We start from the raw sequence: 21706 nt of genomic DNA, 5'->3' as shown, positions 1-21706 counted from the left end.
ACTCACTATTTCTTTTAAAGATTGCATCTAAGAATCCCAAATTTTATCACCCCCTTTAGAAATCAATATCACCGATGAAGAAACCTAAGCTGGTATCCTCTATATCCCTAGATGCCCATACACCGTATAAGAACATCATAAAGCCATCCGTTTTACGTTTAACAGGTTCTTTTTTTCGATACAACTTATTACCTTTGTTGTCGAGAACAACTAACGTATTATTTGTATACCAACGCATCATTGGATTGTCACCAAAAATTACTCTCTCATCATCAAATGCAAGATCAATTTTGGGAGATAACAAAGCACTAGCTGCATCTGGATTCCGAATAACTTCAACCTCAAATCCTTCTGCTTCAAAAAGTGGTTTTAATATTTCCATTCGAAAGTTATCACCAATAATCTTTTTGATATTCCAACCTTCATTGCGAAGGTCCACAAACCATGCAACAACAATGTACGGATCCATTGAATCTTTATCTAACACTTTCAATAAACCATCAATTTCCCATTCTCGAATTGGTGCAAATTTGCGATGATCTTTTTTGTTATTGCCTTCCGACTTTTCCTTGCTGTAACCGTAATGTTTATCTGCAAATGGTTTACAAACGAATGAGTATGATAATTCTTTGGGAATGATGAAATAATCATTTTTTAAGAAAAGTAGACCACATGATACAAAATCTCGAATTGAAGCATAGTCCACAGAACCAATACATTCACTGTTTTTCAATTCTTCTAAATCGTATCCTTGATTAGTAGCTTTGATTTTTTCCCATGATGCAACTGATTTTTCTAAATCAACCTTCGGCAAATTCATCCGCTTAGTAATGAAGTTTTCATATCCCGATGAATCGTTTTGTAATTTACGATATTGTTTCAAAACTTTTTTAAATAAGGTTTTTGCATAACTACTTAACGGTGGATGAAACATGGGATTTGCTTTTTGCCACATATTTGTATCGTGCATTTCTTCTTCGTCATCGATGCAGCACATAAATGGAAATAGAGAATCTTCTCTAACTGAAACTTCACGCTTTAAAATACTCATAGCGCGTTCCTTCAATTTATCAATGAATCCATCTCGTACAAACCCATCTGTACCAATAAAAAATTCCCTGCTATCTCGAACTTTTCCGAGACCACCAGAGAATACATCTACTACATCATTATTTTCATATTCATGTACTTCATCGTAAACTACACAGCCATCACGTAATCCGTCTTTTGTGCTCGCATTAGACGTGTGGAATTGAAAGATGGATTTAGTATCGACTGACTCGATAACGGCCTTCTGATGCTTAAAATACCCCTTTAAATCATCGTTCATATCAATGGTGTTATAGACTTCCGTAAAAGATGTCTTTGCTTGCTTTTCACTATTTGCCACAATGGATACGTTGTATAAATCAATTCCATGTAATTCACTAATAAAATAATTTACTAGTGCAGAAACAAAACCATTTTTCCCAGCACCACGAGCCATATAAATTAAAAATTCATCAAAAACAAGATCGTTCGAATCTTCATATCTCAAGAAAATAAAGCATGTTAAAAACTTTTGAAACGACTCCAATGGGAAATACCATTTCTCAGCAAACTGAATGAAACTTTCAATTTGTTCGCTATCAAAATAAATGTCATCCATTGTTAAAATATCTTGCTCCAACCACTCAATTAGCATGATGCGTTCTTTATTTAAAATAATTTTTTCATCACGCCACATTTGAATATATTCTTGTACGTAGCTGTAATTAATCAAATCAAACTACCACGCTTCGGTTTGCCTTCCACAGTTGATGAAGAGGTTGGGGCAGGTGCTGCTTTTAATTTAAATTTGATAGATTTTTCTAATGCAATTTTTTGAGCATTGATTTTCATTTTCTCATTCATGCTGGGATGACTCTTTATAAATTTTTGTGAGCCATTTTCAATAACAATACTTACTCCATCACGATCAATCACTTTATCGCATTCTGCATCCAATTCGTGCAGGCGAATTAAGTCATTTACTTTTTTCACTTCCAACAAATCTTCGATATCGATTCGCAACAATAACTGTTTTTTTAGTTCTTCAAAATCTTTTTTCTTCATATAACCCCTCCCCCCAATCCACCCCCTAATGTGAAGGTCTTATTTTTTCATATATTTTCAGAGAGTTGAGGCTCCAACCGGTGTAGGCTCAAAAATTTTTTTCCAAAATATTTTGAGGGGGGTATATTATTTTTAAAAAAATAATTTTTACCACCTCTCGTCTGATTCCCATTTGTTTATTTTCTTTTCGAATGAACGATTGTGTTCTTTGTTATGGCAATCAACGCATACTACCTCAAGGTTCTCAACATCTAATGCTAACTCTGGATGATGCTCGAGTTCTTTTATATGATGGACAACGAGTTTGATTTTCTTTCGCTTTGCTTTCTCGCTGTATTCGTTTGTATCAATGGTTACTAATCCATTGCGTTTACATTCTTGGCATTCGTTGTTGTCACGTTCTTTGATTTGTTTGGATAACTTTCGCCATGCATAACTGTTGTAGAACTTTGCTTTCTGTTCTTCTGATTTGTATTCAGTCAATATTATTCACCGTTACCAAAAGGACGCTCGTAACCGATAGTTTTGATTGTTTCACCATCAAAGTATTTCAATAGGAAACGATGAACGCCTTTACCGTGCTGATTACTTGTACAATACTTTTGTTCGAATTCAACAACAGCTACATTGATACCGCCTACGATAATAGTTGGTGGTTTATTTACATCAGTAATTACAATTGAAATTTGATTAACATCTCCCAACTTCATCCCTCCACAATCATATTTACTATTTAACCGATAGCTCGAAGATGTATAGATCACCAAACCTTTCTCGTATTTGTCATTGAGTACAGCAAGAATGAACCACCACCTTTTATGTATAATAAAAAGCCACACCCGATTGGATGTGACCTTTATGTATAACTATTTTTCTTCTTTTTTTAAATCATCAACATGTATTAATTCCAAACTATAAAAATGTTGAGTTGTTCCTGGTGCACATCCATCAGTTGTTGAGTTAATAACTTTCACGAAAGCCTTATGTTTCCTGTTTAGTACTTCGTGTTCTCTAATTATTTCATCGATTTTATCTTGTATACTATCATTTGGACCTGTTAGAAAAGAACTGATCAAATATTCCACCTCCCTCCACACTAATCATAATGTGATTGGAAATGATTGTCACTAATATCTTTCAACACTGAAAAGCATCGTAGGATCCTAATACATTTCATCTTTTTCTAATTCAGCTTTGTAAGTTCTTCTGAATAACTTTTGTTTTTCAACAACTTTTCTCACTGACTCTTCAGTTATTTTTTCTTTATCAATTAGTTTTGCCAGCTGCGCAAAATGAATTAAGTAATAATCATAAGGATAAAGAGTTGCAGATCTTCCTTCTTTCTCAGCTGCTTTAATAGCGTAATTTGTTCTGAATTCATATTCTTTAAAAGATGATTCCAAAACTTTAAGTGTTATCTCTTTTTCTAATTCTTTCTTCTTATTTACATATGTTAACCAAATGTTTCCCACTGTAGTAAGGCCAGCAATTGCCAAACCTCCCACAAGACTTATAGTGCTTACATCCATTAAATCACCTCTTTAATCAACAATTCGACAAAACGAGTCGATATTCCTGCAAACAAAAAGCACCCACATTTAATGGATGCTTTTTCCAAAGGGAGAACAATAAAGAACTGATCACGGTTCTTTATACTCTTATAATAATTGGTTTTTTCAATACTTCATATTGACTTAACACAACTTGATATTAAGTTAAGTTTACTTCATGTGCATATTCTATCATCCTCATCATTTGAGCATGCTTGTTATAAATGTAGTTTGGGCTTTTATCTAATTCATCTGCAATAGATACTAATGTTTTGCCTTCCACATACTTTTTATAGAGAATATTGTTTTCCAAACCTCTAAACGTCCCGATTAGATTTATTAGTCTTTCTAAATCCTTTTGTTTATGTGCAAGCTCTACTTTAATAGCTTCAATGGATTCTTCGAGTTTAGCACCATTAGATTCAGCGGTTAATTTAACACCTAATAAGTCACCGCTTGTCCATCGCTTCAATTCATTTTCGGAACGCTCGAGATTAAATTCTAAATAGGCAATCTCATCTTCAAGTTTCCGATAATCCTTTAACCATTCATACATAGATATTCACCCCTTATTCATCAACCTGTCATATTCCTGTTCCAATTCATCATCTGGAAGACTCACATAATATGATTCTGTTTTGTTTGAAAATAACACGAGAATGTCGATTAGTAATTTACGTTCAAATGCAGTCATATTAATATCCTGTATTTTGTCTAGTGTGATTTATAGCGTTTTTCGAATAGTAGGCTTGTTCGATTTGCTCCCATGTAAAGCCTAATGAAAATCCTAATACTACGAATCTCTCAAATAAAGAATCATACCAATGGAATGATTTTGCTCTTCTTAATTGGTCGACAAATGAAAATACCGTACTGAAATTTATCATTGAATCAACTTGTTCTGGTAGACGTTTGACGGAACTGTGGTTTATACATAAGTCTGTAAACTCTAATTCCAATCCAATCGACAAAATGAAATGTAAGCAGTCTACGTATTCTTCAAGGGGTGGATTTTTTCTTTTGTTGTTATACATGCACTCGGTACACTCAAGATGTTCTATTTTCACTGTAGTTCTAGGTTCCTGGTCATTACTCCACTTCTTAAATCCTCGCCATTCATTAGCGCACTCACCTAGCTCAACTTGTAGGGCGAGAATCTTCCAATCAATATTATTTTGACCAACTAACTCTGGATGTTTCTCCATAATACGTGCGTCTAGTATTCTTTGAGTTTCGAATAATTTAGTTAGGTTCATGATTTGCCTCCAATTTATTGATAATAATAGTTGTATATACAAGGGAATCTAATAATTCCTCTCGATGATGTTTATGCCACTCGAGCACAGATAAAGAATCCGGTTCAACAGTATGACCATATTTCGCTATTCCTTTAGCAGTTTGTAATTCTAGTAAATCATTTACTTGTCTCAAGATGTCGTTTGCTATGATTTCTTCTTCGATGGTCATTTAACTTCTTTCTCCTTCTGCAATTTCCTTAATTGCTTATGCAAATTTTTCACTTCATTCTTCAAATACTTAACCTCATTTGACTCCGTCGATTCTAAGCCTATATTTAACGCCTGTAAGAGCTTTTTCAACTTTGGTATACTGATTGTCGATTGATGGTCTATTGCGTGTTGTAGGACTTGTTTTGCCTGTTTAAATTTCAAAGGAATCACTCCTTTAGATTTGATAAGAACTTCTGGACCAAAGGGTCACATTTATTAACCTTGACCACCTTCACGATATTTTCATTTACAATTGGCAAACTTCTCAGATAAGCTAGTCTATTTTTAGCTTTTTGAATTATATTTTGGTTAGGCAATTTTAAACCTCCTGGTAATGCGCATTTTCTTCGTACTGTGCAGTTTAATTTTCAACTTCTTCCACTACAGAACTACGGACATAAGTACATCGTTCTCCTAGTTTGTGTGACATTTTTTCTGCACTAATTTTTAGCTTATATACTTTAACAGATTCATCATCTTTATCATCTTCGTAACCAGGGTATACTACATCATCATGACGGTATGTTTTTCCTGTCCAATATCCATAATTATTCCCTCTGAAATCAACCTCTTGTTCGGTTGATAGGTATATAACGTAACCTTTCAATACACTCACCTCTAGTTCGCTTTTTGCGTCTAATGTGAAATACTCCAACCTTTTCTAATAGCAGACTTCAATTCATCATTTCTAAAATAATCACCTTGCCAGACAAATTGACCATTTTCCTTTCGAAATAATAAATAAAATTTGCGTTTAGCCATTAGCGTTCGTCCTGTTTTTCATAAGGCTCGATTCGTCTCATAACCGCCCTACACTTTGAAAAACTCACATCGTCACCCTTGTATTTATATCTACTCCCACGATTATCGTTATAGTTGAAATTCTTTCCATACGTAACCGATGCAGAATCATCACGTTTAACCACTTCATATCCACGTGCTTCTAAATCAGCAATTGCAGTGTTTAGTTCTTCGATAGTTCCACGATTGATTGTTATTTGGTTGTTTTGCATATATCTATATGGTTTTGTTGTCATGTGAACACTCCTTTCAGATATGTTAGAAAGCCCCCGATTTCAAATAATGTTTCGCTTGATAATAAAAATGATGATATATCCAATTTCCACTGAATTTCTTATCCATATAGACAATTTCGAAATTGTATTTCGCTTTGAATGAATTTAGTCTACCGAGCAATGCTAATGGATTATATTTCGAACGATAATTACCTTTTAACATTTTTTCATATCCGTTGAGGTCCTCCACAATTAAAGTAAAGGGAATGTCTTTTGATCGAATTAGCTCATTTTCAAATGCTGTTTGCGTATCCTTTTGCAAATTACCTGTGATTTCATCCATATGTGCTTTACGCTCTACTCGACTACTTAAATAGATATCTCGTGTAATTCCTAACTCTTCATTTCTAGGAATCATGCAACCATAATCACCAGTATCTAATTTTTGAATTTTTACTGGTATTTGTTTTTGGTTCAAATAATCAAGGATATGACCGTTTACATTTTCACGTGTATCTACAACGATTGTTAGTGTTTTTAGTATTTTATTTAATTCGGTTTCTGTGTAATGGTAGGAAATCAATTTGAATCACCTAACAATTCAGGATGCTCGTATATGTTTCCGATTACTTCTAAATCCCATTTATAGTAAGGAGCAATCACATCATGTAGACCTTCTTTAGATTTTAAGTAAAAACCTAATGACTGATATTCATTAGCCCAAACAATAAGTCCTATGGTATTACTTTTACGACAAATATCCCCCTCATAAATCTCCACACCGTTTTTGTCTTTTAAGCCTGTGTATTCTCCAACTGATTCCGGTACTACATACGCTGGTGAACTATCTGTGTGTAAAACTGAGTAATCCTCTAACCCACTATCTTCAGTATGTTTAATAAGAAAATGTCCATGTCCAAAATGCCATTTACCAGTATCATTAGAAAAACCTCTAAACTTTGCCTCTCTCATCGTCATTCCCCTTTCTTCGCATACATCACTGCCCGCTTATATAATTCTTGTCCCATTTTGATAGATTCATCATTTTCATAATTACGATGGTCCTCGTAAATGTTTTGCCATCCATTTTTCGCAAGTACTACTGTCCAGTCATGCAGCATGAATAAAGATGTTTCATCACCTAAAAGCCATTCGTTTAGCTTTTCATTTCGTTGCCAACCACAGTACTGATATAACGCTTTACGAATTGTTATATTTTCGCTACTTTCCGTTTTCCATGAATGAAACCATTTTTCGATTTCAGGAAAAATACTTTCAGCAGCTTTCATCGTTTCAGCTGGAACTAATTGATGATTTTTCAATTCAATTTTTCCGTCCGAATCCAAATTCATTTCAGCGCCACTTTTCCAAATGTCCGATAAAACTTTTAATACTTGTATAGTCATGCTTTTTCACCTCTGAGTTATCAATTTTGAAAAAGATGGTCCTAAACTAACTAAAATAACGCTAAAACAACCGATAGTTATCTAAAATAACTCGTCGAAAACGTTGTAGTACCAATGGTTCAAAGTGTTTTTCGTCTTCTAAAGTTAATTTTGTTACTGGGATTCTGCATTACCGCTCTATATAACCCTTATATATATATATTTTATTTTTTTATTTAATATAAATATAAGTAACTAAAATAACTATAGTAGTAATAAACAACACTCAAACCCTTGATACGACTGATTTTAAAAGGAGTTAACGAAAAGTTATTTAATCACACCTAAATTACTAAACTAGCTTAAAAGCGCTATTTTCGACCTCTTCACTAACGCTTTTTTCTTCTTCGATAACTGTTTTTGGAGCTCTTTCAATTAAAGTAATCCCAAAAATATACACTTTGTTTTGAGCACCTCGTTCTTTTTTAAATCCTTTTGTTTCCATCATTCTGTAAAAACTTCTATTTCCTAGAACACGTTCACCCGATTTATAACAGAAGCTGTCGTATACTTTGTATAACTCTTTAGCTTCAATTTTTATTTTTTCGTTTCCTTTATCCAAATAGCAGCACTCACTTAGGAAAGGATCTAAAATATCCATATCTTCTTTGTATTGCCCTGTTGCTTTAGCTACTACTTTAGGTTCTTGTAAACCGTTATGATGCCATTTCAGACAACCTTCGATAGCCCAATTTAAGATGCCCGGCATTTCTAACGACAACTTTTCTTCAAGTTTTTTATCACGTTCATGAGGTTTTAAACTCAAAGTAAACGGAATGATTTTTATACGTCTCCAAATACCGTCATCCAGACCACCGATAATTGGTTTATGGTTCGTTGTGAAAAATACTTTGAACTCTGGTATAAATTCAAAAAATTCTTGTCGTAAGAAACGAGCTGTTATAGGTTCGCCGCCTGTAATTGTCTTAACAAGTGATTCTTGTAGCTTTTCCCCTTCTTCCGACTCTACAGCTGAAACAAACCTAGCACTCGACAACCTAGCGATGTCGTTATTCGCACCATCGTTTTTCTTTTTTATAAACGTATCGGAATTGGTTTGCGATCCGTAATCCCCCATTATTTTCTTGATCGTATTAATAAATGTTGATTTTCCGTTGGAACCACCACCAACCAAGAAATACATCGATTGTTCCGAAATATCGCCAGTCAATGAATAACCAATTACGCGCTGCATGTATTCAGTTAGTTCTTTATCTCCCTGAAATATCTGGTCAAGAAAAGTAATCCATGTAGGGCATTTGGCATTTTCGTTAAATTCGACACTTGCCATTTGCGTTATTCTTAAATCACGATTATGTGGTTGCAGCTTACCTTTTTTTAAATCGATAGTGCCATTTTCAACATTTAATAAATATTTGTGTTGGTCAAATTCTTCTCTTTCTGCTGGAACCAACGGCATTAAGTCTTTGATACTATTCATCCGAATATTTCGTTTGCCACACGAACGGGCCCATTTCCGTTCGAATTCATCTTCTGATTTTTCTAATTCACGTAGGACCTTGTTTGCAATACGCTCAATTTGCTTTTTATTATCAAATTTCCAACGTTTTCCGTCCCAAATCATCCAACCCATATCGCCTACGTATCGGATAATGTGACCGTATTCATTTGCAATGCGTTCAGCGTTTCCTAATTCATTCAAACGGAATTTCTTTTTCGGCTTGTCCTCCACAACTTCAGCTTCACCATTGTGAAAGTCAAAAGAGAATTCTTCGTATTGCTGTTTGTTATCTAAAATAGTTGTATTAGTTGAGGAAATTGCCTCTGCGATAGTTCGCTCTCCATATGTTTCTCCAGTGTCTGAAAAATGAATTACGTCCCATTTATCACGCATAAGACCTGTTTCACGGAACATTGAATCCATTCGAGTTGCACTTTTACCGGTCCAAAATGCAAGATGATTGGATAATGCTAAATCACTTCCTGAATGGTCTTCCTTCAGTAAATTTCCATTGTATAAACTACGGATCTCGTCACCATTTTTACTACGGAACATTTTCTCCCATAATGATTCATTGGAAAGTTTGATTTCATCTTTTTCAAATTCAGCTAGATTCACTCGACCTTGGATGTCGCTATCATCAAAATATTGTTCAAATACTTCAGCAAGTTCATCTGTACGTTCATAAACTTCATTAGCGTTTTCTTTATTTCCCGTAAATGTGAAGTAACGGCCATGAGCGTAAATTTCTAATCCATGCTGCGTATTTTTACGACCTGTTCCAATCACATTCTGTGGAAGGTTACCTTTGACGATGATATGAATACCTTCACCACTTGGAGAGAATTCTGTATATGAATCTAAGGTGTCTATTATTTCTGTTGAAAAAGTATTTGTTTTCCCGTCTGTTACACATTTATCAATATCAATTCCGATGTAATTATCTTGACGACTGAATACGAAACCAATTCCGTCATAATCACCATCCAGATAGAATTTAACGGCCGTTGCAAAAGTGGACCAAGTGCTTCTATTACTTGCTTGAGCCATCTTTCCGTCTGATTGATATGGAACTTTTGTATATCTTGAACCTTTTTTTTCAGACTTCCACAAAATCCATTGAGGGAGAGCCTTTAATTCAGCCGGAATTTCGTTAAAATTGTATGGATTTTCTTTCATTTAGGTCCACCATTTTTCCTGTGTTATAGTTTCTAGTGCTTGCAAGCAGCGCTCACGCTGAAACATTCCGAAATGACACTCATTTTGTGGAATAGTCATTTTTTGTGCTAACAACTTATACAAATTTCCACGACTTTTAACTTTCTCGTACTTCCACAATCTATCGAATATGTCATGACACGCTTTTCGTAGAATCTGAACATCTTTGGTTGTTAATGTGCCAAGTGGTTTGCCGCTATCATGTGTGCCAACATTAGCTTTGCAATCATGACAGTAATAACATTTACCGTTACCGTATTCACGACCGTATATAATTGAATTACTTTCTTTTTTTACATTATTGGAGCCACAATTATGGCAATTTTTAATTGAATTCATGGTTTTTCACCTCATTTTGGGTATAAAAAAGAGAAGTCCGCTAAAAACAGACCTCTCTATTAAATTTTTATTTAGAACGGAAGATCGTCATCGCCCACAACTACAGGTGGTGCTGTTGGAATTGGAGCACTAGCATTAGACGGTTTATAACTAGATGCTTTAGGAAATTCTCTGCCATCATCCTGTTTCTTTTGAGTAACATAGATGACTAAATTTTTACCGATAACATCTCTTGCCATAGCCTCAACACTTTCAGGTGCATAGCTTTCTGGCATTCCACAAGATTTTAGGAATGATTTAGCAATACCAGCTGCAGTAACATTCTCAAATGTAAAGGTGTTATATTGAACTTTCGCCCCTTGATGTTCCTGTGGTACGTCACTGCGAATCTCAAAATCTACTTGTAACTTTGGTTTGCCACTACTTTTCGCAAGATCCCCTATAGCATTTACAACAGTTACCTCATACTCACCTTTTTTAATTGGACTAAACCCTTTTACTTCTTCTACTTCATTCATTTTGAAAAATGACATATTATTTTTCTCCTTCTTTTTCTAAATTTTGTTGTTCTTTAATACCTTTTTCGTACTCTTCTTTAGATATAGGATTGCAATGTCCGAAATCTAAATCGTCTGGCACTTCTTGGCCTGCTTTAAATTCCACAAACGAATCACTTTCAGGATGGTAGTAATAAGCGTCACGTTTAAATTTCTTAGGTTCTTCTTCTGTATTTGTGGAAGGCTGATTTGCAACGATTAATAATTCTTCTTGCAAACACCCTTTACGATCATTCAAATGATTTTTAGCAAATATATTTTGATTTCCTTCAAGAATAAATCCACGTGATCCATCTGTTTTCCTAACCAGTCTTGCAACAACATGTACAATTCCCATAATGTGATTAACAATCTTGTCGCGAATATCCGGTACGAATTGATTTATTTGTTGACCATCGACATCTATTATTTTTGTTGTAGTTTCCCAAGCCGTATATATCACATTTGCATCTAATGAATTAAACGTCTCGACTAATTTCAACAAGTGATTATCTAACAAGGCGTAGTCTTTTAACTCAGGCATACCACTTTTGGTGTTCTCTCCTTTTTTAAGGAGCCATAACTTTTGGTAATGCGTTAAATTATCAACAAACACATTGTCATATTTATTTATATTTGCTTTTGCATAAGCGAAAAATTGGAGAATACTATCATGTGGATTTGTTCCGTCTATTTTCGCCACATCCACATTTGCATAACCCTCTAATACTTGGCTAGTGCCATCGATATCGAATACTAATGTCTTGCCTGGTAACAATCCTGCAACAGTTGTTTTACCATCTCCTGGCTTTGAATACGTGATTATTTTTGCTTTTTTACTTCTAGTGATGTCACTGCCGTTTGTAATTTCCAAAATGCACACTCCCCTTATCTATTAAAATGGCAAATCATCGTCATTTACTGGACCGATTGGTGTTTCTGATTCCTCTTGTTCCTCCACAAATTCAATTGCATCGATTTCTTCATCAGATATTTGAACTTCTGGAACAGTAATACTGTCATCTTTTTCGACTGTATATTCAACACCTTCATCAATGGTCATTTGACCTTCTGGCGCATCATCATTCTGTGGACGACTTTCCATCACTTCTTTAGGAGTTTGATAAGCGAAAGTTAAATCGATTAAGAAATATTGACCAAACTTGTTATATTTCTCAGAGATTTTGTGCATTTGAAGATTTTCATTTTCTTTTGCTTTTTCCACCACTTGTTCAGCTTCTGGACGTGAACCTGCATAATGTTGCTCTTTTTGATTTAATTGAACGATTGTCATATATTTAATCTCCTATTCTATTTCTACTTTGAAAGTAGTAGTTTGTGGTTTAACTGTTGCACCTGGTACTGCTTGTCCATTTTCATTGATTACAATTTGTACACCATCTTTTTCAACGACTTGTAACGTTTTCTTCAAGTCACCCCAGGCCAATTCTTTTTTAACCTTCACGAAAGGCAATTCATTTTCTTCTACAAATGCTAGGAGCTTATCAACATCTTCCTTATCCGGTTGAGCTTTACTAGTTGTTGATTTCACTTTTCCGTATGGAGTGCTGATTGTTTTAGACTTAGGATCCGCTTCAAGTTGCTTCATGTGATATTGAGCTGCCATAGTTTCAAAAAACTCAATACTACTTTTCACTGCTGAAAGTTCTTTTTGCTCCCAGGATGTAATTCGAATGCGTTCCTTATCTGCAAGTTGCTTTGTTTCTTTTTCCTTTGACTTTAATGCTGACAATTTACGAAATGCCCAATTTAGGCTATCAATATCTGTGATTTCGAATTTATGAAACTCCGATTCTACTGAATCCATTTCTTCTAGTTCGACTTCTTGAAGTTTATTCATGTATATTTCCCTCCAATTTTGTGTATAATGTAATCAGATGTATTGATGAGAGGTCCCTCTGCAAAGGGGTCTTTTTTATTTTTGTTCCATTTCCTCCACAAATGAACTCATTCTTTCTACGGTATCTTCTAGTTCTTTTACTTCTATTTCTAAGTTTTTATAATCTGATTCATCCACAACTATATGACCATCTGGAACAACTTTAAAAGTTAAGTAGGAATTTAGTTTCGTTCCGTTTTCTTCTAATTCAAAATCATTCGTATCAAACGAATCCTCTTTCGATTCAACAATTATTTCTACAGTTGCATCCATATCGTAATCTAGTAAACTAGCGATTAATTCACGTACAATCATCTATCTCACCACCTTTCAATCCAATTTCACTGCAATCAAACGATTTTCATAAGTAGTTTTTTCTTGTCTACCTCTAGTCAATCGAGATTCAAGACTTGCTAAAGTTGTGCCTAGTAATTTAGCACATTCTGTTTTCGTTCCAATTGCTAGGAATGTATCTCCTTTGTAAATAGCGTACGTAGAAGGTTGCAAAGCCATATCAATACCTCACACTCATATCTACCGCTTGTCCTTCATTTACTAAATGTCTTCCTAAGCAATATTCATTACAGAAGAATTGACCGCCATATTCGATACAGTCACCTGAATAAATTTCTTCGTTACATTTTTCGTTTGTACAATCACCTAGGACAATCGGCTCGAATGTTTCAATCTGTGGATGACCACCGCTTAATATTGGATTTTCGATGTTAGGCATTTGGAACACCTTCTGCATTCGTAAGTGTGAAAACTTTTATCCCTTCCACATAAACGAATAATTCGTCATATTCATCTTTGTAGTGAACCTGTTCATAATCTTGGAAAGTTGATAAGAACAGTTCTTTCCTGATATGAATATCTGTTTCAGAAAACTTTGAAATACGCAGACTGATAACACCTTCCATCGCTTCATTTTGCATAGATTTTTCAAGCACACCGACCATTGCAACTAGTTGTTGGATGTTCTTTTTCATATGGAAACCTCGTATTCTGCGTTTGTGTCGTCGATGATTGTTGCATAGCCAACATTTAGGTTTAAATAATCAATTGTATTTGTTTCCGAACCCTCAAAATTTTCCGTTATACGTGTTATAGTTCCTGCACTATTTTTCACACTCATCCCAAGTACATATTCGCTTGGCTGAACAGCTTCCAAAAACTCTACTGGAATATCAATCTTTAAAGCTCTTGCTAGTGCGATAGCTTTGCCAATCCATTCGTTGAAAACATCGGATGGGTCACACTTCGCCACACCTCTCTTATATACTTTCTTTGTTCTTTTTCCTTGTTCAAGCAATACAACTGTTCGCTTTTCTGCATTTACTACGAATTCAAATTCTGTTAAACCGAAGTTATAGTGATTTTGAAGTGAATTTCTAACGAACTCTTTTGCTTTTTGTATCAATTCAGCACGTTGTTGATTTGGTGATTTCTCAATCTGTGGAAGGCTAACTCCTTCGAATACTTCAACGTTTTCTAATGTACGACCAAAAGATTTTTCATAAACACGATATTTGGAATCGCGATCATCTGTAATAAATCGTGGTTCCTTCCAAGCGTTAATGACTTCGTAAAACTTATTTGCAGTTATGCGATCACTATGTGTACGGTTAGCTTGTTCATTGGAAAATAGAACATAATCCCCTTCACGCGCTTCACGATTAACCTTTCGAATCAACTTACCTTCATGATTAATTGTGTTATCTTCCACAGTTACAACAGATACAAATGCTTTCCCATCTTCATAACCTTGGTCATACGATTCTTGTCGAATCTGTTCAATCAATTCCTTTATCTCTATTTTTCGTTCCGGACTAATTCTGCTGATTTTATTTTTCATTTTGTTTTCTCCTTTAGAGGATATTTTTTTCATCTAATAAACCGACGTTATACATTTCTTTAGCTGTTATATGATCTACAAGCTCTCCACCTACCGTATTTGCATAAGGTGAAATACGTCCTCTGTAGTAGCCTGTTTCTAGTTCTTCTGTGGTTACGGGTGCATCGAATCTGATAACTCGTTTGCTGTAGTTTGTTTCAGAGTGTTTTTTCTTTCTGCCTTTTCTCCATGAATAGTACGTTCGTTTTCCTTGTGTGTAGATGGTATTTCCTTCTCTATCCTTGTAGCACCAATCGTCCCACTCTGGACCTATCTCACTAGCACCACAACTCTCGCAATGATATGGTCCACACTGAACCATTCCAACACCTACATCTACAAAGTCCGCTTCCATACTTTCATTACAATATGGACATTCTCTTTCTGGAGTGTCGTATGCTCCCATTAAAACTTCTCCTTTCTATTTGAAAACCTTTGATGACTTAATAGCATTGCTGATCAGCACAAGACGTTGTTCGATCGGAATTGCTAACCATCTGCTTAATTTCAATTACTTCATCTCCTTTAAAGTGATTTCCAAATCTTCCTCATGCTCCAATATGCCAATAAACCAAGTGATCCGAAGATTATTAGGTTTGCTATAGGTGTCATTGGGCACCTCCACCACCTAGCCAATTATCAATCTCATTTAAGTCGAACAATAATACACGCTCTGTCGGTCTATGAAATGGAATTTCTTTTCTTCTAACTAATCTATAAAGAGTAGCTTCTGAAATCGGACAGTTAATTGATATTAGATATTCAACTAACTTTTTTACACCTCGTATTTTTCGCAATGTCATCCCTCCTCATTCACATTGCCCTTGTTTCCCGTTTTTGGAACGATTTGATTAAAAAAAAATCATCTGCAGATATATCAAGCACTTCACAAATAGTTTTTACTTCATCCAAAGTGAATACACTACCTGCCCGATTTATCTTTTGAGAAAAACTAACTTCGTTCATACCGATCAATTTTGCAACGTCTCTTTGTTTAATTCCATGTTCAGCAAGATATCCTTTGAATTTGTAAAAAGGTTTTTTTTCTTGACTCATTTCCTTCACCTCGTTTCCCGTTTTTAGAACGTTTATATTTCTATAATACGACAAAAAATTTAAAAGTCAATTAATAATTTCATTTTTAGAACAAGTTATTAAAATGTGTTGTATTTTTAGAACGAATAGATTAATATAAAATTAAGTTATTAAATGAAGTATTATTTTGGGGGAAAATAAATTGCCAACTTTTTCAGATAAAATAAAACAATTAAGAATGTCTAAAAAAATGTCATTAGAACAATTAGCAACAGAATTTTCTAGAATTTATGGTTCTAAAATTAGTAAAAGTTCTATTAGTAGATGGGAAAACGGTCAAGCAAAGCCCGATATAGATGATGCTAATATTTACGCAAACTATTTTAACGTTTCTCTAGATTGGTTAATGGATAGAAAACCAACAGAAAAAATTGAAACTATAGCTGCGCACATTGACGAGGATGTTACTGAGGAAGAAATGGAAGACATCAAAAAATATATAGAGTTTATTAAGTCACAACGTAAATAATGAGGTGTATGGATATGGCATATGAAACATTAAAGTCACAATACCAGCAACTTTCCATTATAGAAGATCCTAATATGCCAAAAGGATTATCTGGATTGTATAGAGACAATGTGATTTTTATCAACAAACACTTAACCTATTACGAAAAACATTGCGTTTTGGCTGAGGAACTCGGTCACCATGAAACAACTGTGGGAGACATAACCAATCTAACAGATACAAAAAATATTAAGTTAGAACTTGTTGCGAGGACTTGGGGATACGAGAAAATAGTTTCCCTTGATAAACTGATAGATTGCTATAATAAAGGTTTTACCACTGTGGAGGATATTTGCTTACATTTAGAAATAACGCCTCTTTATTTGCATAAAGCTATAGAAAAGTATAATCAACGCTATGGTATGTTTATAGATTATAAAGGATATCAAATATTTTTTGACCCATTGAATATTAAAAAGGAATTTTTTTAAATAAAAATAGAACGCATGTGCCCCTCGAGAGGAGTGATTCATAAAAATAAATCGTTTTACACAATAAATGAAGGAGAGATATTATGGCAAGTTACAAAGAATTAAAGCCTGCTAAGGATGGTAAACCACGCATTAAAATAACAGTCGAACAAGGATATGACGAGGTAACTGGTAAACGACTACGAGAATTTAAAACAGCTACTCTTAATAGCTTATCTGAGCGCGCAATTAAGAAAGCTATTACAGAATTTGAAATTGAAGTGGCTGCAATGGAGAATAATAAATCACTTGAAAATATTACTTTCGAGCAATTCGCAAAGCGTTGGATGGACATATATGTACGACCTGATTTATCAATAGGAACACGTGATACGTATGAAAATTATCTAAATAAAGGAGTAATTGAATCTCTTGGCCAATTAAAAATGTCAAAAATAAAAACCATAAATCTAGTTATGTTTTTTAACGAACAAAAAGAAAATAAAGGTGGAAGTCTAGAAGGAAAGTATATGATGATGAAAGGAATTTTCTCTAAAGCGGTTAAGTGGGGTGTTATAGAAGAAAATCCAATGAAGAACGTTGACCGTCCAAAAGGAGAAAAAAAGAATAAAGAAACAGAATTCTATGATGAAGAACAATTAAAACAACTTTTGGTTATACTGGAGGATGTTTATCCAAAACATCGAATTGGAGTTAAATTAGCGGCATTTGTAGGATTACGTCTATCTGAAATTGCAGGAATTAGATTGGAGTGTTTAAATTTTAAAGACAACACGATATTAATCGATAAAATTTTGAAGTATGACAAAGAAACAAAGAGTTTTAAACTAGGTCCAACAAAAAGTAAAAAATCAAGAATCGTAAACGTACCTAAAGTTTTTATGAAAGAAATTGAGCAATATGCGAGAGAACAAAAAAAACAAAAAATGAAACTAGGCGCTGCATGGAATCCACTAAAGGACGAAGATGGAAACCCAATTAATTTATTAATAACAAAATCAAATGGTTACCCTTCTCATACTGATGGCTTATCTGCAAGGTGGGTTGAGATTGTAAGCAAGCACAAGTTACCCGTTCTAAATTTTCACGGTTTAAGACACAGTTATGCTTCTTACATGGTAAGTAAAGGAGTAAACTTTAAAATCATTCAAGAGCAACTTGGACATACAGATATTAAACAAACTTTAAACACTTATAGTCACTTATCTGATAAAGATAAATCAAAAGCAAGTGACTTATTGAATGCCATTTTATAAAAATGGTCACTTTTTGGTCACTTGCCCTATTTTAAGTTTTATTAACTATGCGTCAAACCTAGATATGACGGTTAGTCTTGAATAGCTGCTTCTAAAGCAACGACAATCATATCATTGAACGTAGTTTGACGTTCCTCAGAAGAAGTTGCTTCTCCTGTGATAATATGATCACTAACTGTTAAAACAGACAATGCCTGGCGACCGAATTTAGCAGCAAGTGTGTATAAAGCTGCGGATTCCATTTCTACAGCAAGAACCCCATAGTCAGCCCACTTCTCATTTTGAGCGTTTTCATTGTAGAATAAATCAGCTGTGAATACATTACCTACTTTTAAGTTAAGTCCAGCTTCTTTACCTGCATTATATGCTTTATATAACAAGTCAAAGTCAGCTGTTGGCGCGAAACTAATGTCATCTAATAGCACCTTATTTAATGTGGAGTCTGTTGATGCACTTTGAGCAAGAATTACGTCACGAACTTTCACATCTTTTTGGATGGCTCCACATGTTCCTACACGGATTAATTTTTGTACATCATAGTCATTCATTAGTTCATGAACATAGATAGATATAGAAGGAACACCCATTCCTGTCCCTTGTACAGAAATTCTTTTTCCTTTGTATGTTCCAGTATATCCGAACATATTACGAACCTCATTATACTGAACAACGTCCTCTAAGAATGTTTCAGCAATATACTTTGCACGTAATGGATCTCCTGGAAGTAGGATTGTGTCTGCAATTTCACCTTTTTTAGCACTAATATGAATACTCATTTACAAAAACCTCATTTCTATACGTTTCGGCTTAATGATACCGTTTTTTTCCTTCAATTGCAATGAACTTGCTACTTTGAATCTTCTATATAATACTCCCAAATTTCATCAAATACAGTTGCAGGCATATTCGGGTCTGCAAGCTCTTCAATATATAACGAAATTTTATTAAAGGAAGTTTCTGCTTTTGGAAAATCATGGTGATTAAACATTTCGTTAGCAAATTTTACCTTTTCATCTTCCTTTTGACCCCCTCTAAATTTTAAAGCAAATAAATAAAACGATTGTCGCATAAAAATAATCCTCCTTTAGTCATGAAGACTTATAAAATTGAAAAAAATGTAGATAATTCAAACTAAAACAAGTAAACTTAAAAATGTTAATAGTTTGACATATTGAAAGGATTGATCTGGTTGAGAAAAGTCTTTACAAGGAAATCAAAATCCATGAAACTTCCCAAAATAAAAGCTGGTAAAAACAATGAAGGGAAAACAAAAAGAAGTAGACCTATATCTCTATTCAAAAAATCTAAAAAAGAGGATAAAAAGCTAAATGTAAACCATTCGACAAAAGCCAATTTTCTACATTCCATTCGCGGCCGAGTACTTATAATCTTCTCTGTTCTTATTGTAGTTTTAATATCAATGCTTGTCCTTACGTCTACAAAAATGTTTTCCGCTCAACAAGCATTAGAAAAGTTTACAAATGTCGACATAAAAGAACAGATGATGGTAAATCAAATCTCAACGGAGATTGCACAACTTGCGAACGCAGAACAAAGTTATATAATCACCGGTAAGAATGATTATATGGCAAGCTATAGAAAATATAAAGATTCAACTATTACAAACATAAAAGAACTACATAAAACATACGAAAATCGTCCAGAAGAATTACAAAAAATTAACTCTATTGATCAGTTCTTCACAACTTATTTACAATACTCTGAACGCGTTATCAATATTCGTGATGAAAAAGGTATAGAATCTGCTCAAAAGTTAGTCAATACTGGTAACGGTAAAACTGCAATGAATTATGTAGATGTACATATAGCCGCAATGAACGAACTTCTTGAAAAGAATAATGCAAATCAGATCGCTTTATTAAAAAAAGAAAATAATACATCGCTTATTATATTTATAGCACTAACTGTTTTCTCTGTAGTACTTACCTTATCCTTTGGTATTTTCTTGTTCTATTCTATTAAACGTAATACGTATGCTATTAATCGATCTATTTTGGATATTGCACAAGCTGGCGGAGATTTAACAAGACGAGTAAAAGTGAGATCAAAAGATGAATTTTCAGAAATCGCTAACAGTACAAATGTATTGATAGCATCAATTGCTGACTTAGTAAGAAGAGTAAGAGAACTTACCGTAAATGTTTCGGCTAGTGGACAAGAATTGATGGCTTCATCGGATGAAACTGCTTTAACTATTCAATCTATCGCTGATTCTACGAATGAAATCGCTACTGGAAGTGATCAAACATTAAGAAGCATGACGGAAGCAATACAAAAAATGAATTCATTAGAAGAAGCAACAAGATATTTAAACAATGACGCACAGTCAGTGAAAGAAGCTACTGATCATATGATTGAGGCTGCCCAAAAAGGCGGAGAATCGGTACAGCATTCGTCTAATGTAATGATGAGCATTGAAGAAACGATGGCCAATACGACTCAAACTGTGGAATCACTAGGAATTAAATCAAATGAAATTACTTCTATTATCAAAACAATTACAGCGATCGCAGAGCAAACGAATTTACTTGCATTAAATGCTGCAATCGAAGCCGCTCGCGCTGGTGAACATGGCAGAGGGTTTGCTGTAGTTGCCGATGAGGTAAGAAAACTAGCGGAACAATCCCAGAAAGCTGCGAAAGAAGTTACAGGAATTGTTACTTCTATACAATCAGAGGTTACATCAATCGTTAAACAAAATCATGAGGGTGTTGAAAGTGTAATTCGAGGAGTTGAAGTAGCAAATGAAACGAATGCTTCTCTTGACCAAATCATGAATCAAACAAATGAAACGATTTTTATTATTGATAAAATGGTGAAACAAATCGAAGAAACACTTAACTTTAGTCAAGAAGTCGCTGCATCGTTTATAGAAGTAACTCAAATAGCAGAAAATACAGCATCTAACACGGAAACTTCCGCTGCTGCTGCTGAACAAGGATCTGCTGCCATGGAAGAAATTAATGCATCTGCTGTAGAATTATCCCACCAAGCAGATGAATTGAGTAAAGTGGTAAATGAATTTAAACTATAAAATCTAAATAAAACTAAAGCACACTTAAGATTGAAACCTGTACCTATCGTTTTCGAAGTTCATTGGACAGATTAGTCGCTATATTATTACCGTTTGATTTTGAGAAAGGCTGGTCGTGACTATCGTCACGCCAGCCTTTTTTTTCGCTAATTTCATAGCAATTAGCTGTCCGTCGCCCTTCTCCAACTTTAGAAAATGGTTTAGTGCATTTTTGTATAATGAGAGAAAAGATACTTTCTAATTCATAGAGCAAGCTCACAAAGATGCAATTTGATCGCAATTTCGCTTTTTTATATAGTGAACACTTACTATTTTTCTATTTCTGCAAATACAAAGGAAAATTCACTTTATTTAATTTGACCGCTATTATTCCAAAGTAAAAAATGGTTGGTTTGACTT

At 34.3% G+C, this 21706-nt stretch carries 36 protein-coding genes and 1 pseudogene; 4 read left to right on the top strand and 33 right to left on the bottom strand.

What is annotated here, in order from left to right; all coding sequences use genetic code 11:
- Positions 1–55: 55 nt before the first annotated feature.
- From ACN6MX_RS08420 to ACN6MX_RS08270, 31 genes and pseudogenes are all read right to left on the bottom strand, one after another.
- Positions 56–1762, bottom strand: coding sequence for a terminase large subunit domain-containing protein (locus ACN6MX_RS08420; protein ID WP_419962176.1), 1707 nt, complete (start codon positions 1760–1762; stop codon positions 56–58).
- Positions 1759–2094 carry a terminase gene (locus ACN6MX_RS08415; protein WP_419962175.1) on the bottom strand — a complete coding sequence of 112 codons (336 nt, stop codon included), beginning with the start codon at positions 2092–2094 and terminating at the stop codon, positions 1759–1761. The genes ACN6MX_RS08420 and ACN6MX_RS08415 overlap by 4 nt, the downstream gene beginning before the upstream one ends.
- Before the next feature lie 147 nt (positions 2095–2241).
- Positions 2242–2577 (bottom strand): HNH endonuclease, encoded by a 336-nt coding sequence (locus ACN6MX_RS08410; protein ID WP_419962174.1) that lies wholly within the window; start codon positions 2575–2577, stop codon positions 2242–2244.
- 2 nt (positions 2578–2579) lie between these two features.
- Positions 2580–2798: a hypothetical protein gene (locus ACN6MX_RS08405; protein WP_419962173.1), complete on the bottom strand. Its 219-nt coding sequence runs from the start codon at positions 2796–2798 to the stop codon at positions 2580–2582.
- A gap of 162 nt (positions 2799–2960) precedes the next feature.
- Complete coding sequence (locus tag ACN6MX_RS08400) at positions 2961–3170, bottom strand: hypothetical protein (protein ID WP_419962172.1); 210 nt, start codon at positions 3168–3170, stop codon at positions 2961–2963.
- An 87-nt stretch (positions 3171–3257) separates the two neighbouring features.
- On the bottom strand, positions 3258–3623 hold the full coding sequence (locus ACN6MX_RS08395; RefSeq protein WP_419962171.1) for a hypothetical protein: 366 nt from the start codon (positions 3621–3623) through the stop codon (positions 3258–3260).
- 181 nt (positions 3624–3804) lie between these two features.
- Entirely contained in the window at positions 3805–4200 is a 396-nt protein-coding gene (locus ACN6MX_RS08390) for a hypothetical protein (RefSeq protein WP_419962170.1), read from the bottom strand.
- A 6-nt stretch (positions 4201–4206) separates the two neighbouring features.
- Positions 4207–4338 (bottom strand): hypothetical protein, encoded by a 132-nt coding sequence (locus ACN6MX_RS08385; protein ID WP_419962169.1) that lies wholly within the window; start codon positions 4336–4338, stop codon positions 4207–4209.
- 1 nt (position 4339) lies between these two features.
- The gene (locus ACN6MX_RS08380; RefSeq protein WP_419962168.1) at positions 4340–4900 is read right to left on the bottom strand and encodes a dUTP diphosphatase; all 561 of its coding nucleotides are present in this window, start codon (positions 4898–4900) and stop codon (positions 4340–4342) included.
- Positions 4887–5111 (bottom strand): hypothetical protein, encoded by a 225-nt coding sequence (locus ACN6MX_RS08375; protein WP_419962167.1) that lies wholly within the window; start codon positions 5109–5111, stop codon positions 4887–4889. Before ACN6MX_RS08375 ends, ACN6MX_RS08380 begins: the two co-directional genes overlap by 14 nt.
- Positions 5108–5314: a hypothetical protein gene (locus tag ACN6MX_RS08370; protein WP_419962166.1), complete on the bottom strand. Its 207-nt coding sequence runs from the start codon at positions 5312–5314 to the stop codon at positions 5108–5110. Before ACN6MX_RS08370 ends, ACN6MX_RS08375 begins: the two co-directional genes overlap by 4 nt.
- A 199-nt stretch (positions 5315–5513) precedes the next feature.
- Complete coding sequence (locus tag ACN6MX_RS08365; protein WP_419962165.1) at positions 5514–5759, bottom strand: hypothetical protein; 246 nt, start codon at positions 5757–5759, stop codon at positions 5514–5516.
- A gap of 29 nt (positions 5760–5788) precedes the next feature.
- On the bottom strand, positions 5789–5914 hold the full coding sequence (locus ACN6MX_RS08360) for a hypothetical protein (protein ID WP_419962164.1): 126 nt from the start codon (positions 5912–5914) through the stop codon (positions 5789–5791).
- Positions 5914–6189 carry a hypothetical protein gene (locus ACN6MX_RS08355; protein WP_419962163.1) on the bottom strand — a complete coding sequence of 92 codons (276 nt, stop codon included), beginning with the start codon at positions 6187–6189 and terminating at the stop codon, positions 5914–5916. The genes ACN6MX_RS08360 and ACN6MX_RS08355 overlap by 1 nt, the downstream gene beginning before the upstream one ends.
- A gap of 22 nt (positions 6190–6211) precedes the next feature.
- On the bottom strand, positions 6212–6751 hold the full coding sequence (locus tag ACN6MX_RS08350; RefSeq protein WP_419962162.1) for an ERCC4 domain-containing protein: 540 nt from the start codon (positions 6749–6751) through the stop codon (positions 6212–6214).
- On the bottom strand, positions 6748–7140 hold the full coding sequence (locus ACN6MX_RS08345; RefSeq protein WP_419962161.1) for a YopX family protein: 393 nt from the start codon (positions 7138–7140) through the stop codon (positions 6748–6750). Before ACN6MX_RS08345 ends, ACN6MX_RS08350 begins: the two co-directional genes overlap by 4 nt.
- 2 nt (positions 7141–7142) lie before the next feature.
- Complete coding sequence (locus ACN6MX_RS08340; RefSeq protein ID WP_419962160.1) at positions 7143–7574, bottom strand: hypothetical protein; 432 nt, start codon at positions 7572–7574, stop codon at positions 7143–7145.
- Positions 7575–7905: 331 nt separating this feature from the next.
- Positions 7906–10254: a phage/plasmid primase, P4 family gene (locus tag ACN6MX_RS08335; RefSeq protein ID WP_419962159.1), complete on the bottom strand. Its 2349-nt coding sequence runs from the start codon at positions 10252–10254 to the stop codon at positions 7906–7908.
- On the bottom strand, positions 10255–10632 hold the full coding sequence (locus tag ACN6MX_RS08330) for a zinc-finger-containing protein (protein WP_419962158.1): 378 nt from the start codon (positions 10630–10632) through the stop codon (positions 10255–10257). It abuts the gene before it with no gap.
- Between the two features lie 71 nt (positions 10633–10703).
- Positions 10704–11165: a DUF669 domain-containing protein gene (locus ACN6MX_RS08325; protein ID WP_419962157.1), complete on the bottom strand. Its 462-nt coding sequence runs from the start codon at positions 11163–11165 to the stop codon at positions 10704–10706.
- 220 nt (positions 11166–11385) lie between these two features.
- A pseudogene (locus tag ACN6MX_RS08320) lies at positions 11386–12042 on the bottom strand (AAA family ATPase); the annotation flags it as partial.
- Between the two features lie 21 nt (positions 12043–12063).
- A complete protein-coding gene (locus tag ACN6MX_RS08315) occupies positions 12064–12462 on the bottom strand; it encodes an organic solvent tolerance protein OstA (protein ID WP_419962156.1) in 399 nt (132 codons plus the stop codon).
- A gap of 12 nt (positions 12463–12474) precedes the next feature.
- Positions 12475–13029, bottom strand: coding sequence for a host-nuclease inhibitor Gam family protein (locus tag ACN6MX_RS08310; RefSeq protein ID WP_419962155.1), 555 nt, complete (start codon positions 13027–13029; stop codon positions 12475–12477).
- Between the two features lie 75 nt (positions 13030–13104).
- Positions 13105–13383 (bottom strand): hypothetical protein, encoded by a 279-nt coding sequence (locus ACN6MX_RS08305; protein ID WP_419962154.1) that lies wholly within the window; start codon positions 13381–13383, stop codon positions 13105–13107.
- Between the two features lie 15 nt (positions 13384–13398).
- Positions 13399–13581 (bottom strand): hypothetical protein, encoded by a 183-nt coding sequence (locus ACN6MX_RS08300; protein WP_419962153.1) that lies wholly within the window; start codon positions 13579–13581, stop codon positions 13399–13401.
- Between the two features lies 1 nt (position 13582).
- Entirely contained in the window at positions 13583–13801 is a 219-nt protein-coding gene (locus ACN6MX_RS08295; RefSeq protein WP_419962152.1) for a hypothetical protein, read from the bottom strand.
- A complete protein-coding gene (locus ACN6MX_RS08290) occupies positions 13794–14057 on the bottom strand; it encodes a hypothetical protein (RefSeq protein ID WP_419962151.1) in 264 nt (87 codons plus the stop codon). The genes ACN6MX_RS08295 and ACN6MX_RS08290 overlap by 8 nt, the downstream gene beginning before the upstream one ends.
- Entirely contained in the window at positions 14054–14923 is an 870-nt protein-coding gene (locus ACN6MX_RS08285) for a hypothetical protein (protein ID WP_419962150.1), read from the bottom strand. Before ACN6MX_RS08285 ends, ACN6MX_RS08290 begins: the two co-directional genes overlap by 4 nt.
- A gap of 13 nt (positions 14924–14936) precedes the next feature.
- On the bottom strand, positions 14937–15368 hold the full coding sequence (locus ACN6MX_RS08280) for a hypothetical protein (RefSeq protein WP_419962149.1): 432 nt from the start codon (positions 15366–15368) through the stop codon (positions 14937–14939).
- Positions 15369–15570: 202 nt separating this feature from the next.
- Complete coding sequence (locus ACN6MX_RS08275) at positions 15571–15759, bottom strand: helix-turn-helix transcriptional regulator (RefSeq protein ID WP_419962148.1); 189 nt, start codon at positions 15757–15759, stop codon at positions 15571–15573.
- Between the two features lie 16 nt (positions 15760–15775).
- Positions 15776–16018, bottom strand: a complete 243-nt coding sequence (locus ACN6MX_RS08270) for a helix-turn-helix domain-containing protein (protein ID WP_419962147.1) — start codon at positions 16016–16018, stop codon at positions 15776–15778.
- 181 nt (positions 16019–16199) lie between these two features.
- On the opposite strand from ACN6MX_RS08270, the gene ACN6MX_RS08265 reads away from it, so the two are divergent.
- The 3 genes from ACN6MX_RS08265 (at position 16200) to ACN6MX_RS08255 (ending at position 18252) form a co-directional block, all read left to right on the top strand.
- Positions 16200–16526: a helix-turn-helix domain-containing protein gene (locus tag ACN6MX_RS08265; protein WP_419962146.1), complete on the top strand. Its 327-nt coding sequence runs from the start codon at positions 16200–16202 to the stop codon at positions 16524–16526.
- A gap of 14 nt (positions 16527–16540) precedes the next feature.
- On the top strand, positions 16541–16996 hold the full coding sequence (locus ACN6MX_RS08260) for an ImmA/IrrE family metallo-endopeptidase (protein ID WP_419962145.1): 456 nt from the start codon (positions 16541–16543) through the stop codon (positions 16994–16996).
- Between the two features lie 83 nt (positions 16997–17079).
- On the top strand, positions 17080–18252 hold the full coding sequence (locus tag ACN6MX_RS08255) for a tyrosine-type recombinase/integrase (protein WP_419962144.1): 1173 nt from the start codon (positions 17080–17082) through the stop codon (positions 18250–18252).
- Between the two features lie 71 nt (positions 18253–18323).
- Here ACN6MX_RS08255 and deoD read toward each other — a convergent pair whose 3' ends face one another.
- Both deoD and ACN6MX_RS08245 read right to left on the bottom strand, forming a co-directional pair.
- Entirely contained in the window at positions 18324–19028 is a 705-nt protein-coding gene (deoD, locus tag ACN6MX_RS08250) for a purine-nucleoside phosphorylase (RefSeq protein ID WP_419962143.1), read from the bottom strand.
- A gap of 71 nt (positions 19029–19099) precedes the next feature.
- Positions 19100–19321, bottom strand: coding sequence for a YozE family protein (locus tag ACN6MX_RS08245; protein WP_419962142.1), 222 nt, complete (start codon positions 19319–19321; stop codon positions 19100–19102).
- A gap of 153 nt (positions 19322–19474) precedes the next feature.
- Here ACN6MX_RS08245 and ACN6MX_RS08240 point away from each other — a divergent pair, with 153 nt between their 5' ends.
- Positions 19475–21307 (top strand): methyl-accepting chemotaxis protein, encoded by a 1833-nt coding sequence (locus ACN6MX_RS08240; RefSeq protein WP_419962141.1) that lies wholly within the window; start codon positions 19475–19477, stop codon positions 21305–21307.
- The last annotated feature ends 399 nt before the right edge of the window (positions 21308–21706 follow it).

This window comes from Psychrobacillus sp. BM2 (genome assembly GCF_048572895.1).
Lineage (GTDB): Bacteria > Bacillota > Bacilli > Bacillales_A > Planococcaceae > Psychrobacillus.
This window is presented reverse-complemented; position numbering and strand designations above follow the sequence as displayed.